Raw genomic sequence first — 13,124 nt, 5'->3', positions numbered from 1 at the left:
CGACCGTGGCCGACGCCCTCGTGTGTAGCGAGCCGCTGGGACGGGTCACCTGGTCCCGGCCGCCCGACCCGCAAGAGGGGAACACCTTCCGGATCGTCCCGCTGGACACGCGCAGTCACCTCAAGCCCGGCTTCATCGCGGTGACCTAGGCCGAGCCCGGCGCCGGTCAGCACCGGGTCGGTCGGGTCCCTCGACGCCGCCCAGGAACGCTATCCGTGGCTGCGAGGGGCGGGCACGCAGAAGGTCAACGGGTCGTATCGGTCCTCGGGCGACGCGATCTTCGTGGAGTCGGTCGGCGCGTCACCGGTGACGTTCCAGACCGTGTTCAACGTGGCCCGCCCCGGAACACCGGGCGAGCTGCGGGTGCCCACGGCGCCGGTGACGGTGGACGACCTGCTGGTCGCGCTGATCAGCGTGGACCTGGGCGGTCGATCCGTTGGGCGCAGCGGCTTCTGGGCTGAGCCGGTCAGCGATGGCGGCCGGCCTTCAGCGCTGCATCTGATCGGTGATGTCGTCGGCTGTACCCGATAGGCCGGGGACAACGGTGGCCGTGATCGCCGCCGCGTTCGGCGGCGTCGTACAAATTGTAATTACGCCGAATGATCTCCCTCATCGGGATCACGGTCGACCCAGCCTGGAAACGATCTCCGTCGGCACTATTCGATCGACACGAATGCGGTGTGGCCGCGCTTTTCGGATGGCTTGAGATCGTTTTCCGGTGGGGCTCCACCTATCGTCTCAATGATGGATTGCCGTCGTCCGTTTCGCCGAGAAGAGTGGACGAGGGAACCTCGACAAGGGAGGGATCATGCCCCTGTACAGAGACGATCGCCTGCCTGGCGGCAGCCACTACCGCGACCGCACGACCTGGGAGAACGAGGCGGCCGGTGCAATTGTCGGAGGGGCGGCGACCGCAGCCGGATGGCTTGTCGGATCAGCGATCTCCGGACTTCGGACCGCGGCCCGCAATTCCAGTGATCGGAGCCTGATGCGAGCGGTGGCGGCCTTGGAGGAAGCCTCGCAGTCCGACGACGATGGACATTTCCTGGCCCAGGCGACCAGCTTCGTCGATCGCTACCCGAACATTGCGGACGGGCACGCGGCCCTGGCCGATGCACGGCAGCGAACGGGACGATTCGACGGCGCGCTCGACGCCGTGGAGCGCGCCGAGCAGTTGGGCCTGGACGAAACGATGGTCCACATGCTTCGCGCAGATATCTTCGACGATGCCAATAAGCCAGGCAAATCCATTCAAGAATATACAATCATTGCACAATCCCCGTCTCCGGAGATTCGCCAGAGAGCCCTGCTCGGCCGGGCGAGAATTCTCCGGCAGATCGGCGACGTGGATCAGGCACTCACCGACGTCAACGCCGCGATTGCCGTGTTACCGGATGAGACGGCATACGCGATGCGCGGGCATGTCCACCGAGACCTGGACGATCTCGAGAACGCTTCCAAGGACTACGGTCACGCCGTTCGGCTCGCCCCCGATGTCCCTGATTTCCTGCTGCTCAGAGCGGACGTGTACGACCTGCTGGACAGACCCGACGATGCCGGACGCGACCGAGCGGCGGCACAGAAGCTGTCCCCGGATCCGGAGCCCGCTTCCACCGAATCAGCGACCAGCACCGTCACGGCCGAAGCACTACCCTCCACATCGGATAACGATCCGGCAGCTCCTCGAGACCGGAGCTCGAATATTCACTACTGGATAATGGCGTTCTTCGTAGTTCTGTTCATCTTTGTTCTCCTCATCGCGGCGTTGTGACGACATCGTCCACGAGAAGGTCGGCCAGGGCGTGCAGGGAGCGGATTCGGGGCACCTCGGGAACGGTGTGGGCGTCGTCGCGGTCCAGGAGCACTGCCTGCAGGCCCGCGGCTCGCGCTCCCAGGTAGTCCTTCTCGTACGAGTCGCCGACCATCAGGGCTTCGTCGGGGTTGACGCCCAGGCGCTCGATGGTGTGCTCGAAGGCTCGCGGGTCGGGTTTGCCGGCGGGCAGGGAGGACGAGGCGATCATCAGGTCGATCTCGGGGCGCAGGGCCAGGCGGTCGAGTTTCTGCAGTTGCTGCGCTTCGTCGCCGTTGGTGAGGATCGCGATGGTCAGGCCGGCGGCCCGAGTTTGCCGCAGCGCCGGGATAGCGTCGTCGAAGGCGGCCCAGCCGGCCTCGTAACGGGTCAGATAGCCGGCGAACAACTCGTCCGCTTCCGCGTCGGTGAGGGTCAGGCCCAGAAGCTCCCGTACGCGGAAGCGCCGCTGCTCATTGAAGGTGATCTCGCGTCGCTGGTAGCGGGCGTACTGGCGGTCGGAAGTGTCCTTCCAGCGCTGGGCGACTCCGTCGTCGGGCAGCCCGAGCGACCTCGCCCAGGAAACCACCGCGCGCCGGGCCGCGGTGCGCTGGTCGACCAGGGTGTCGTCGAGGTCGAAGACTACGGCGGAGAGCATCAGGCCGCGTTGATCCAGTAGCGGCGCATCGGGCCGGCGCTGCTGAGACGGATGTCCTCGAGGATGCCGCCGTTGCGTTCGATCGTGCGGGCCGAGGCGAGGTTGTTCGCGTGGCAGAGCATGAGCAGGCGGCCGACGCCGAGCGCGCGGGCCTCGTCGAGCATCTGCCCCAGTGCCCACGCCATCAGGCCCCGGCCGCGGGCGGACGGCCGGAGCCCGTACCCGATGTGGCCGGTTCTGTCGTCGAACTTGTGCCGTAGAGCGATGCCGCCGAGCACGCGCTCGTCCTCGACGATCCATCGCGGCGAGCCGTGTGGTTCGGCGGGGCAGGGCGTGCCGGCCGGGTGAACGTAGCGGGTGCGCTCGCTCACCCAGGCGGCGAAGCCCTCGGGCGAGTCCACCTCGTCGGAGGGGGTCATCCCGAAGCCGTCCTCGTGCACCCCCGGGCCCCACTCGTCCCGGCAGTCCAGGAACGCCGCGTGCAGCCGTGTCGTCGGCAGAATCAGCGAGGCCATGCCGCGACGATAGTGACGATCAGGCCGAACCGCGATCCCGAGAGGGGTCAGCTGTTGGACGGCATGGGCGCGATGTGGTCGACGTCCAGGCGCAGGTCGATCAGCAGGGGGCGGCGGCGGTTGGCGATCACCTTGGCCAGGTGGTCGAGGTCGTCCTGGTTACGGACGGTGAAGCCCTCGCCGCCGTGGGCCTCGGCGATCTCGGCCAGGTCGGGCCACGCGAACAGCGACAACGCCGGGTCGAGGCCGCGCCGCACGAACTGGATGTGCTCGGCGCCGTAGCCGCCGTCGTTGCAGACGACCACGATCAGGTCGAGACCTTCGCGGACGGCGGTGCTGAACTCGGCCACGCCGCCGTGCATGAACCCGCCGTCGCCGCTGACCATCACGGTCGTACGGGAGGGGTCGGCTGCCGCGGCCCCGATGGCGGCACCCATGCCCAGACCGATCGAGCCGAAGTTGGCCGGCAGCACGAAGTGGCGCGGGTCGGTGACCGTGAGGTGGCGGAACCCCTCCATCATGAAACGGCCGCCGTCGCTGACCAGGGTGCGGTCGGCGGGCAGGAGGTCGTCGAGCAGGCGCAGCGCGGCCCCGACGTCGACCGTGCCGGGCGCGGTCTGCGGGCGGTCGGCTGCCTCGACAACCAACGGCGGGATCGTGGCCCGGAAGCCGCGCGAGGCGACCCCGCGGTCGTCGAGGGCGTCGACGAGCGCGTTGGCCGCCGCCCCGGAGTCGCCGACCAGCTCGGGCAGCGTTTCGAGGTCGTTGTCGACGGCCAGCACGCGACCGCCGGCGAGCAGCGCGCCGTTGCGGGTCGTGTAGGCGTTGAGCCCGGCGCCGAAGCTGATGATCAGGTCGGAGGAGTCGATGACCTCCTGGGCGGCCGGGTCGCCGACGCTGCCCGCGATGCCCAGCGTGTAGGGCTCGCCGCGGAACAGGTCGCGGGCCTTGAGCGTGGTCGCGACGGGCGCGCCGATCCGCTCGGCCAGGCGCAGCACGGCGTCGCGCGAGTCGATGGCTCCGCGCCCGGCCAGCACGACCGGGCGGCGTGACGCGGTGATGCGGTCGACCGCGCGGCGCACGGCGGCCGGGTCCGGGTACGCCTTCTGCGCGCGCGGCAGCCGCAGCGGCACCTCGCGGTATTCGACGTCGGCGGCCATGAAGTCGGACGGCACGTTGAACACGACCGGGCGCCGTTCGACGAGCGCGCGACGGATGGCCAGGGCCAGATCGTCGAGTGCGCTGTCGGGCGTACGGGCCTGCTCGAACCCGGCCCCGGTGGGCAGCACGACGTCACGCTGAGCGATGTCCTGGATGTTGGTGCGGCTGCGGGTGGCGGTGTCGCCGGCGATGAGCAGCATCGGCGTGCGGGCGCGAACGGCCTCGACCAGCCCGGTCAGCGTGTTGGTCAGCGCCGGCCCGTGGGTGACGGTCACCACGCCCAGCTTGCCGGTTCGTTCCGCGTAGCCGAAGGCCATGAACGTCGCCCCGGCCTCGTGAGCGGCGCCGACGTAATGCCCGTCGTGATCGTGCACGAAGCTGTGCACCATGAACAGGTTCGCGTCGCCGATCAGGCCGAACATGGTGCCGACCCGGTAGCCGGCCAGAGCGCGCGCGAGCGCGGCGTGAAGCTTCATTTTAATAACTTCCTTCTGTACTCTGCCCTCCCCAACGTGACGGCCTCGCGATTCATTCGTTCAGCCCCTGAGCTGTGTCTTAGCTAACCGGGCGGTATCTCGGATGCGCTCGTAGCGACCGGCCGATACGGTTCTGCGCATGTTCATGTTCATGAGGACGCGCTCCAGCCGCTGACGGCGGCATGCTCCGCCGTCCTGGCGTTCCCGCCGGGCGGTGCCCCTTTGCGCTGCCCCGGCTCCCAGACGAGCTGAGAGCAGATCCCGTGAACATCCTTGAGAAGACCACTGCCCATGTACGGGCGGAAGCCGTGCGCGTCGTGCGCGGTGACCGCGTCGTCCTCGACAACCTCTCCGTCACCGTGTCCGCCAAGTCCCGGCTGGCGGTCGTCGGGCAGAACGGCAGCGGCAAGACGACCCTGCTGCGCGTGCTGGCCGGCCTGACCGAACCCGACCAGGGCACCGTGCACCGCGCCGGCACCCTCGGCGTCGCCGAGCAGGAGCTCGAGCCGGGGGGCGACGCGACCGTGGCCACGCTGGTCGCCGACGCGATCCGGCCGGCGCAACGCGCGCTCGAGATGCTGGACGCCGCGCTCGAGACGGTCGAGAGCGCTCCGGAGACGTACGCCCTGGCCTTGGACCTGGCCACCCGGCTCGACGCCTGGGATGCCGAGCGTCGCGTCGACGTGGCCCTGGAGGCGCTGGGCGCGTGCACCGACCGGAACCGGCGGCTCGCGACACTGTCGGTCGGTCAGCGCTATCGCGTACGCCTGGCCTGCGTGCTCGGCGCGGTCTACGACCTGTTGCTGCTGGACGAGCCGACCAACCACCTGGACGCGGCCGGGCTGGCGTTCCTCACCGAGCGGCTGCGGCAGCACGACGGTGGGGTGCTGGTCGTCACCCACGACCGGGCGCTGCTGAACGACGTGGCCGAGGAGTTCCTCGACCTCGACGACGAGCCTCGCCTGTACGCCGGCGGCTATGCGGGCTGGCAGGAGGGCCGGGCGCGTGACCGGGAGCGCAAGCAGCAGGTGTACGACGCCCAGCAGGCCGAGCACCGTCGGCTGGCCGGCGCGGTCGACGAGGCCCGCGGGCGGCTCACCACCGGATGGCGGCCCGACAAGGGCACCGGCAAGCACAAGCGGCAGACCCGCGCGCCGGGTGTCGTGCAGGCGCTGCGACGCCGGCAGGAGGCCCTGGCCGCGCACCGGGTGACCCTGCCGCCCCCGCCTCGTCCGCTGCGGTGGCCGCCGAGCGACACCCGGGCGGGCGCGCCGCTGCTCGACGCCCAGGACGTCACGGTCACCGGCCGTCTGTCCGAACCCGTCTCCGTACGTCTTGAGGGCGGCGATCGCTTGCTGGTCACCGGCCCGAACGGCGCCGGCAAGTCGACGTTGCTGTCGGTGCTGGCCGGCGTGCTCACTCCGTCGAGTGGAACCGTGCGGCGTCTGGGTGACGCCCGTGTCGGTTACCTCGCGCAGGAGGAGCTGAGCGCGGCAGCCCGCCTGTCGCCCGGTCAGCAGCGTCGCCGTCATCTGGAGGAGATCCTCGCCGCGCGGCCCGACGTGCTGATTCTCGACGAGCCGACCAACCACCTCTCGGCGACGCTCGTGGATGAGCTGACCGCGGCCCTGCCCTCCGCCGCGGCGACAGTGATCATCGCCACGCACGATCGGCGAATGTTGTCCGACCTGGAGCGATGGCCCGTCCTTAGGATCGGCGGAGTGATTTTCCGGTAAGGACGCAACCGGAACCCCTACCAGCGATCGTCATCTCGGTCGGAGGGATGCATGACGATTCGCAGGTACCTTTGCGCGGCGGTGTTGGTCACGGCGGTTCTGACGGGCGGCTGTGGCACCGACGCGGCCGCCCCGGACCCGCCGTCGCCGGAGTGGCTCGCGCCGAGCGCTGACGCCCCGGCGCCGGTCACCACCGCGCGGGCGACCACCAAGCCGCCGGTCAAGATCACGTTTCCGGAGAAGGGCGGCGGTCGCTGGCGGGTCGCCCCGGCGGGCACGGCCACGGCTGGGCACAGTGGGCGGCTGATGCGCTACCGCGTGGCCGTCGAACGGGACATTACGGGCGTCACGCCGGAGGGGTTCGCCGCCGCGGCCGCCGCGACGCTGGCCGACCCGCACGGCTGGACCGCCGGCGACAACTGGCGCTTCCGCCGGGTCGGGCCCGGTCAGGCGTACGACTTCACGCTCTACCTGGCCACGCCGGTCACCCGCGACAAGCTGTGCGGCGACGTCGCGGACGGCTACACGTCGTGCCGCAACGGGGCCAGCGTGGTGCTCAACGTCGCCCGCTGGGCCGGTGGGGTGCCGTTCTACAAGGGTGACCTGGCGCGCTACCGCGAATACATGGTCAACCACGAGGTCGGGCACCGGCTCGGGCACGGCCACGAGAAGTGCCCGGCCAAGGGCCGACCGGCGCCGGTGATGCAGCAGCAGACGCTCGGCATGCACGGCTGCACGACCAACCCGTGGCCCTACCCGGACGGAACCCTGTACCACGGCCCGTCCGGGCAGTACGACGACCAGCCGCCGAACTAGATGCCGAGAGCGTTGAACAGGTAGAGCCAGATCTCGCTGCGGGTCGGGAACGACGGGATCGCGTGACGCAGGCGGGTGAGCGGCACCTCGCCGACGATCGCGATCGTGGCGGCCTGCAGGAACTCGGCCACCGCCGTGCCCGTGAAGGTGACGCCGACCAGGACGCCGCGCTTCTCGTCGACCAGGAAACGGACCGTGCCGACGGTTCCGCCCGAGTACGAGCCGCCCGCGTTGGCCTCGGTGCCGATGTCGACCACGCGTACGGCGAGCCCGGCCGCGGCGGCCGTCGCGGTGGTGTGGCCGACGGCGGCGACCTGCGGCGACGTGAAGATCACGCGCGGCGAGCCGGGGCCGTCGGCCAGGTGGTCGGCGACCATCGGCTTGCCGAGGATCTCGCCCGAGGCGATCGCGGCCTGATATTTGGCCATGTGGGTGTAGAGGGCGCGGCCGTTGAGGTCACCGATCACGTAGAGCCAGTCGAGACCGGGCGCGCGCATGTGCTCGTCGACCTCGACGAACCCCTCGGGCTTGAGGCCCACTACCTCGAGGCCCATGTCGACCGCCTGCGGCGTGCGGCCGGTGGCCACCAGGATCTCGTCGGCGGTCACGCTGCTGCCGTCGGTCAGGGTCACCGTCACCCCGGCCTCGTCCCGGCGTACGGATCGGGGCCGGTGCCCGACGCGCACGTCGACACCCTGCTCGCGCAGGTGCGCGGCGACCTGCTCGCCGGCGAAGTCTTCCTCGCGGGGCAGCACGGCACGCCCGGCCACCAGGGTGACGCGCGCGCCCAGGGAGGCGTACGCCTGGGTCATCTCGGTGCCGACGACGCCCGCGCCGATCACCACGAGCGACGCCGGGATCTGCCCCGCGGTGGTGGCCTCGCGGTTGGTCCACGGGTTGACCTCGGCCAGGCCCTCGATGTCGGGCAGCGCGGCCCGGGTGCCACCGGCGAGGATGACCGCCTTACGCGCCTCGAGGACCTCGTCGCCGACCGCGACCTGCCGCTCCCCCACGAGCCGGCCCCAGCCGCGCACCAGGGTGATGCCGCGGTCGGTGAGCCAGGGAACCTGACCGGCGTCGTCGAGGTGGCCGATCAGCTCGTCACGGCGGGCCAGCACCGCGGCGACGTCGAGCTTGCCGCTGACCGCCTGGGCCGCGCCGGGAACGTGCTTGGCCTCCTCGACCAGCTCGCCGGGGCGCAGCAGCGCCTTGGAGGGGATGCACGCATAGAAGGAGCACTCCCCGCCGACCAGATCACCCTCGACTATCGCCACGCTCAGACCGGCCTCGGCCAGGCGCCCGGCGGCGACCTCTCCGCCGGGCCCGGCTCCGATCACCACCACGTCATAACTCTGCATGCCTCAATGATTGACCCCCGACGCCTTCTTGGGCACCCGGTCGAGTCACTGGTCACCTGCCACCAGGGTGCGGCCTTCGATCCCGGGCTGCCGCGACAGCTGTCGCGGCGAGCACCGGTGCGGTTCAATGACGAGATGGGGAAGGACGACAACCTGACGACATCCGACCTGGAACAGGAGCGGCGCGAGCGCTTCGGCCGCCTGCCCGCCCGGGTCCTGCCCTCCGACACGGCCGAGACGGTCGACACCCGCACGGTGCAGGACCGCCCGTCCGACGCGATGAGCCCGGTCCAGGTGGCCGCCATCACCGGCGGCGGCTAGCGACCGAGTTGCCGCTCGATCTCCTCGAGCAGATCGACGATCTCCAGCCTGCTCACACCGCCGGGCGTAGTGCCGTAAGCGAGTTCGAGAAGGGCCGAGCGGGCGGCGGCGAACTCGTGCGCGGTGACCTCCAGCTCGAACCACGACGCATGAAGGCCCGGGGCGATGTCGTCGCGGAACCGCTGGGCGACGGCCCTCGCCGTTTCGGTGCTCGAACCGCTGCGGACCGCCCACTCGTCGTCGCCCAGATCGTCCAGTACGACATCGATGACGCTCGCCATCAGCCGGAACATCGGCGGATCACCGGCGAGCCGGACGCCGACCGGGCTGATCCGCACGACGGTACGCACGATCGGCACGTCGTCCATACCGACTCGCATTTCGCCGAGCATGAACTGGACGTTCTGGCGGTGCCAGCCCTGAGCCAGTCGCAGCGCGGTCATTCCGTCGGCGCTGACGGTGTCAACGGCCGCACCGGCCTCCCGCAGGACGGCGATGACCCGTTGCTCGTTGCGTTCGACCGCGTGCATCAGCGCCGTCCGCCCCTGCCGGTCGCCCGCGTTCACATCCGCGCCGGCCAGCAGAAGCGTGTCCACGGCGGCGTGGTCTCCGCGCCGGGCGGCCACGACGATCGCCGGTGTGCCGTCGGAACGCAGTTGGTCGGCGTCGGCGCCCTGCGCGAACAGGAGGCGCAGGACCGCGGGGGCGACCGGTTGCATGACCGCGGTGATCAGCGGCGTCTCCTCGCCGGGCAGGGGCGTCGCACCCGCTTCCAGCAGCACCCGCAGCATGGCCAGGGCGGCGGGCCGGGGACGGTGCCTCGTGTAGGTCACGGCTTCCGTCAGCAGGCTCGTCCTTCTCGTGGGTTCCAGTGGGAGGGCGCCGTGAGCGATCAGGTGTTCCGCCACGTCGGCGTGTGCCTGCAGCATCGCCACGCGCAGCGGTGACACGCCGAACTGGCCGAACGGTCCGACGCTTGCGCCCGCCTCCACGAGAGCTCTGACGATTCCCAGCCGGCCGCCGCGCGCAGCCTCGATGAGCACCGACGCGCGGCGGCGATCCACCGCGGCATCCGGGTCCGCCCCGTCCGCCAGCGCCCGCTCGACGGCGGCCTTGTCGCCGGCCCGCACCGCTTCGATCAGGTCGTGATCCGCGGCCTCGTTCATCGGTCATCACCTCCTGCTTGATCAACGAATGCGCTCAGACGCAGTCGCGCTGCCACGTTGCCGGCGAACCAGACGCCGAATTCACCGGCCGGGTCGAGACCCGCGCGTGCTACCGCCACCCAGTCGGGCTGCTCCAGCGCGGCGAGGTACTGCCGCACGACATCGTCCCGCTCCTCTGCGGTGCATCCGGACCGGTTCGCCGGCTTGGCGGCCAGGTGGTCGGCGAGGGTCGCGGCTACGACGTACCGGTTCCAGGTGGGCGTCTGCCGGAAAAGGTAGGCGGCGTGCGCTGCTAGCACGGTGGGTGCCGGCGGGTAGTGCTGCAGTGTCCTGCCCATGCCGCCGCAGTCGGCCATCGTGCTCAGGAGCAGGCCGGTGTGATCGATCAGCTCGTCGTCGACATCGGGGCCGGTGATCGCCGCGTGCAGGTGGGCCGCGGTGGCGACCTGGCCGGCGAAGTAGCCGTTGAGGTAGTCACCGTCGCAGGCGTGACGGAGCAGCCACGATCGAGAGCTGTGGACCCCACGACGGCACAACGCCTCGATGACGTAGACCCGGCCCCAACCGGCGACGCGCTCGGCCAGCCACTGCAGGGCCTCTTCGCCTCCGCGGCGACGTTGCAGCGCGTCCGCGGCCAGCGGCCCGAAATGGTTCGACAGCAGGCCGATCACCTGAATCAGGGAGATGTCGCGTTCATCCCAGTCGGCGGCCAGCAGCGCGAGCCCCACCGTGGCGGCGCATCGGTCGGTGCTGTGCCGCACCAGCCAGCGGCCGGTTCGCCGCACCCGCTTGCGGTTCGCGCGCAGAGCCGCGGCCGCGATGTGCTCGTTGCGGTGAATGGGGACGTACAGGTCGTGAAACGCGTCGGCCAGCTCGCTCGGTTGCGAGTCGGATCGGCCGAAATGCCGATCGAGGACGGCGGCGACGTCGGCTCCCGCGCGGCGAGGATCGTCCGCGGTCGGACGGGTTCGTGAGCGGTGACGCTCCTCGTCCGGAAACGGGTAGCCGTCGCGCGGCAGGGGCTCGTCGGGGTGTTCTCGACGAAGGCGCAAGGCGTGGTCGAACAGGGTGGTCGGGGGTCCGAGCAGTCCAGGCTCGGGCGTCTCGCTCACCGGCGGGCGGAGGGCTCGATTCTCTTGATCATGGCCGCGATGATGCCATTGCGGGCCCGCCCGGGCAAACGGATTCGAACCGACGCGGCGCCCGCCCCGGTGGTTCACTCCGGGTGACGCGCAGCACCCCGGGCTGGTCGGCCCGGGTCGGGGCCAGGGTTCGATCCTGGGGCGCGCGAGGCCGGCGGCGCGCGAGAGCCGGGGCAGGACGCCAGGACGAGCACAGCGAGGAGCGGGCGATGGTGGACTTCAGGATCGAGGTCGTGGTTCTGCCGGTGTCGGATGTGGAGCGGGCCCGGGAGTTCTACAACCGGGCCGGGTTCAAGGAGCAGGCCGACCACAAGGGACCCGGCGGGTTCCGGATCGTGCACTTCACGCCGCCGGGGTCACCGACGTCGATCATCATCGGGAGCGGGATCACCGAGGAGGCCCCGGGCACGTCGCAGAGCGTGCTGCTGGTCGTCGACGACCTCGACGTCGCCCGCAAGGAGCTGGTCGGCCGCGGGATCGAGGTCAGCGAGGTCTTCCACGACGCGGGAGGCGTGTTCCACCACGCGGGCACCACGGACCGGGTGCCCGGGTTCGCGCCCGGGCGACGGTCGTACAGCTCGTTCGCGTCGTTCACCGACCCGGACGGGAACCTGTTCGTGCTGCAGGAGGTCACCGAGCGGCACCCGGGCCGGATAACGCAGGTCGTCTACCGCACGGTCGGCGACCTCGAGCAGGCCCTGCGCGAGGCCGCCGAGACGCACGGCGAGCCGAGCGGCGCCGACTGGCCGGCCCGGTACGGCGCGTATCTGGCCGAGGCGGCCGGCGTCAACGGCTGACCAGGGACCGCGCGGCCAGAAGGGGCGGCCGAGGTCAGTCGAGCAGGGAGCCGGGCTGGGTGACGGCCCGGCTGCCGACGCGCACCGCCGCGATCACGGCGTCGGCCAGCGGCTCGCCCTGGTCGAGGTGCACGGCCAGGGCGCCGAGGAACGCGTCGCCGGCGCCGGTCGTGTCGACGGCGTCCACCCGGGGTGCGGCCACGGTGCCGGTTTCCGCCTTCCCCGCGTACGCTGCCCCACGCGGCCCGGCCGTCACGACCACCGACGGGATGCCCCGGTCGCGCAGCGCGGCCGCCGCCCGGTCGGCCGCGATCGCCGTGACACCGAGCGCGGCGGCGGCCTCGTACTCGTTGACGACGAAGACATCGAGCGTGGACAGGTCGAAGTCGGGGTGCGGCACGAGGTTGCCGATCAGGATCCGCGGGCGGGGCAGCTCGAGCAGGGCCAGCAGCGGCGCCCACGGCAGGTCGAGCTGGGCGACCACGATCGGGGCCGGGCGGGCGGTGAGGGCCCGGCTCACGTCGTCGCCGGTGAGGTCGGCCGACGGGGCGAGCACGACGTACGACTCGCCGTCGGGGGTGACCTCGACGACCGCGGCTCCGGTGGCCACGCCGGGCACGATGCGGAAACCGTCCAGGTTCACGCCCGCCCGGGTCAGGGTTCGGTGCAGCATCAGGCCCCAGTCGTCGTCGCCCGCACCGGCGATCAGCGCGGCGTCGCCACCGAGGCGCGCGGCCGCGTACGCCTGATTGAGGCTCTTGCCCCCGGGCGTGGGAATCAGGGGCGGGGCGAAGACCGCGCGGCCGGGGCCGGGCCGGTGCGAGATGCGCAGGGTGAGGTCGACGTTGGCGCGCCCGACGAAGGCGATGCTCATGACAGGAACAGCCGCCGGGCGGCGTCACGGCAGCGTGGGGACCGGCGGGCGGCCAGCAGGGTGGCGTGCCTCAGCCGGAACGTGACGGGGCAGCGAGCGGCGGCGGGGCGGCGGGCGCCGCGGACGGGCCAGTCGTGGGCGTTGCGGAGTCGCATGATCTAGCGTGCCTTCCCTCGGGTTCCAGCGCCTACGACGACCGGAAGAGGGGTCAGTTCACCGGTACGGGCCCCGGCCGTGGTGCCGGATCTCACATGCTGAACCGGGCGGACCGGAAAACGTCGGATCGGTTGACTTCGCTACCGTCGATCCACGGAG

Annotated in this window: 15 protein-coding genes; 7 read left to right on the top strand and 8 right to left on the bottom strand. The window is 71.1% G+C overall.

Annotated features, from left to right (window positions below):
• Positions 1-5: 5 nt before the first annotated feature.
• The 3 genes from EER30_RS47140 to EER30_RS19825 all read left to right on the top strand — a co-directional run bounded on the left by EER30_RS47140 (position 6) and on the right by EER30_RS19825 (position 1,771).
• Entirely contained in the window at positions 6-149 is a 144-nt protein-coding gene (locus tag EER30_RS47140; protein ID WP_164842396.1) for a hypothetical protein, read from the top strand.
• 172 nt (positions 150-321) lie between these two features.
• A complete protein-coding gene (locus tag EER30_RS19830) occupies positions 322-531 on the top strand; it encodes a hypothetical protein (RefSeq protein WP_127501996.1) in 210 nt (69 codons plus the stop codon).
• A gap of 277 nt (positions 532-808) precedes the next feature.
• Complete coding sequence (locus EER30_RS19825; protein WP_127501995.1) at positions 809-1,771, top strand: tetratricopeptide repeat protein; 963 nt, start codon at positions 809-811, stop codon at positions 1,769-1,771.
• Here EER30_RS19825 and EER30_RS19820 read toward each other — a convergent pair.
• From EER30_RS19820 to EER30_RS19810, 3 genes are read right to left on the bottom strand one after another with little or no spacing between them, the layout of a single operon-like run.
• A complete protein-coding gene (locus tag EER30_RS19820; protein ID WP_127501994.1) occupies positions 1,755-2,447 on the bottom strand; it encodes an HAD family hydrolase in 693 nt (230 codons plus the stop codon). The two genes, EER30_RS19825 and EER30_RS19820, sit on opposite strands and share 17 nt — an antisense overlap.
• On the bottom strand, positions 2,447-2,962 hold the full coding sequence (locus EER30_RS19815; RefSeq protein WP_127501993.1) for a GNAT family N-acetyltransferase: 516 nt from the start codon (positions 2,960-2,962) through the stop codon (positions 2,447-2,449). Before EER30_RS19815 ends, EER30_RS19820 begins: the two co-directional genes overlap by 1 nt.
• A gap of 47 nt (positions 2,963-3,009) precedes the next feature.
• The gene (locus tag EER30_RS19810; protein ID WP_127501992.1) at positions 3,010-4,599 is read right to left on the bottom strand and encodes a thiamine pyrophosphate-binding protein; all 1,590 of its coding nucleotides are present in this window, start codon (positions 4,597-4,599) and stop codon (positions 3,010-3,012) included.
• 263 nt (positions 4,600-4,862) lie between these two features.
• On the opposite strand from EER30_RS19810, the gene EER30_RS19805 reads away from it, so the two are divergent.
• Both EER30_RS19805 and EER30_RS19800 read left to right on the top strand, forming a co-directional pair.
• Positions 4,863-6,335, top strand: a complete 1,473-nt coding sequence (locus EER30_RS19805; RefSeq protein WP_240670162.1) for an ATP-binding cassette domain-containing protein — start codon at positions 4,863-4,865, stop codon at positions 6,333-6,335.
• A gap of 51 nt (positions 6,336-6,386) precedes the next feature.
• The gene (locus EER30_RS19800; protein ID WP_127501990.1) at positions 6,387-7,151 is read left to right on the top strand and encodes a DUF3152 domain-containing protein; all 765 of its coding nucleotides are present in this window, start codon (positions 6,387-6,389) and stop codon (positions 7,149-7,151) included.
• Here EER30_RS19800 and EER30_RS19795 read toward each other — a convergent pair.
• A complete protein-coding gene (locus tag EER30_RS19795; protein ID WP_127501989.1) occupies positions 7,148-8,509 on the bottom strand; it encodes a dihydrolipoyl dehydrogenase family protein in 1,362 nt (453 codons plus the stop codon). The genes EER30_RS19800 and EER30_RS19795 overlap by 4 nt on opposite strands.
• Before the next feature lie 6 nt (positions 8,510-8,515).
• Between EER30_RS19795 and EER30_RS19790 the strand changes: the two genes are divergently transcribed.
• Positions 8,516-8,830, top strand: a complete 315-nt coding sequence (locus EER30_RS19790; protein ID WP_127501988.1) for a hypothetical protein — start codon at positions 8,516-8,518, stop codon at positions 8,828-8,830.
• On the opposite strand, the gene EER30_RS19785 is transcribed toward EER30_RS19790, so the two are convergent.
• Positions 8,827-9,996, bottom strand: coding sequence for an ankyrin repeat domain-containing protein (locus EER30_RS19785; RefSeq protein WP_127501987.1), 1,170 nt, complete (start codon positions 9,994-9,996; stop codon positions 8,827-8,829). The two genes, EER30_RS19790 and EER30_RS19785, sit on opposite strands and share 4 nt — an antisense overlap.
• Entirely contained in the window at positions 9,993-11,108 is a 1,116-nt protein-coding gene (locus EER30_RS19780) for a hypothetical protein (RefSeq protein ID WP_127501986.1), read from the bottom strand. Before EER30_RS19780 ends, EER30_RS19785 begins: the two co-directional genes overlap by 4 nt.
• A 239-nt stretch (positions 11,109-11,347) precedes the next feature.
• Between EER30_RS19780 and EER30_RS19775 the strand changes: the two genes are divergently transcribed.
• Positions 11,348-11,935 (top strand): VOC family protein, encoded by a 588-nt coding sequence (locus EER30_RS19775; RefSeq protein WP_127501985.1) that lies wholly within the window; start codon positions 11,348-11,350, stop codon positions 11,933-11,935.
• A 34-nt stretch (positions 11,936-11,969) separates the two neighbouring features.
• Here EER30_RS19775 and EER30_RS19770 read toward each other — a convergent pair whose 3' ends face one another.
• Both EER30_RS19770 and EER30_RS47135 read right to left on the bottom strand, forming a co-directional pair.
• Complete coding sequence (locus EER30_RS19770) at positions 11,970-12,809, bottom strand: PfkB family carbohydrate kinase (protein ID WP_127501984.1); 840 nt, start codon at positions 12,807-12,809, stop codon at positions 11,970-11,972.
• On the bottom strand, positions 12,806-12,964 hold the full coding sequence (locus EER30_RS47135) for a hypothetical protein (protein WP_164842395.1): 159 nt from the start codon (positions 12,962-12,964) through the stop codon (positions 12,806-12,808). The genes EER30_RS19770 and EER30_RS47135 overlap by 4 nt, the downstream gene beginning before the upstream one ends.
• Positions 12,965-13,124: the final 160 nt, after the last annotated feature.

Source organism: Actinoplanes solisilvae (assembly GCF_003999975.1).
GTDB classification, from domain to species: Bacteria; Actinomycetota; Actinomycetes; order Mycobacteriales; family Micromonosporaceae; genus Actinoplanes; species Actinoplanes solisilvae.
This window is presented reverse-complemented; position numbering and strand designations above follow the sequence as displayed.

Coding starts and splice junctions, on each gene's coding strand:
- EER30_RS19825 (WP_127501995.1), top strand. CDS start 809: ATGCCCCTGTACAGAGACGATCGCCTGCCTGGCGGCAGCCACTACCGC.
- EER30_RS19820 (WP_127501994.1), bottom strand. CDS start 2,447: ATGCTCTCCGCCGTAGTCTTCGACCTCGACGACACCCTGGTCGACCAG.
- EER30_RS19815 (WP_127501993.1), bottom strand. CDS start 2,962: ATGGCCTCGCTGATTCTGCCGACGACACGGCTGCACGCGGCGTTCCTG.
- EER30_RS19810 (WP_127501992.1), bottom strand. CDS start 4,599: ATGAAGCTTCACGCCGCGCTCGCGCGCGCTCTGGCCGGCTACCGGGTC.
- EER30_RS19800 (WP_127501990.1), top strand. CDS start 6,387: ATGACGATTCGCAGGTACCTTTGCGCGGCGGTGTTGGTCACGGCGGTT.
- EER30_RS19795 (WP_127501989.1), bottom strand. CDS start 8,509: ATGCAGAGTTATGACGTGGTGGTGATCGGAGCCGGGCCCGGCGGAGAG.
- EER30_RS19790 (WP_127501988.1), top strand. CDS start 8,516: ATGATTGACCCCCGACGCCTTCTTGGGCACCCGGTCGAGTCACTGGTC.
- EER30_RS19785 (WP_127501987.1), bottom strand. CDS start 9,996: ATGAACGAGGCCGCGGATCACGACCTGATCGAAGCGGTGCGGGCCGGC.
- EER30_RS19775 (WP_127501985.1), top strand. CDS start 11,348: ATGGTGGACTTCAGGATCGAGGTCGTGGTTCTGCCGGTGTCGGATGTG.
- EER30_RS19770 (WP_127501984.1), bottom strand. CDS start 12,809: ATGAGCATCGCCTTCGTCGGGCGCGCCAACGTCGACCTCACCCTGCGC.
- EER30_RS47135 (WP_164842395.1), bottom strand. CDS start 12,964: ATGCGACTCCGCAACGCCCACGACTGGCCCGTCCGCGGCGCCCGCCGC.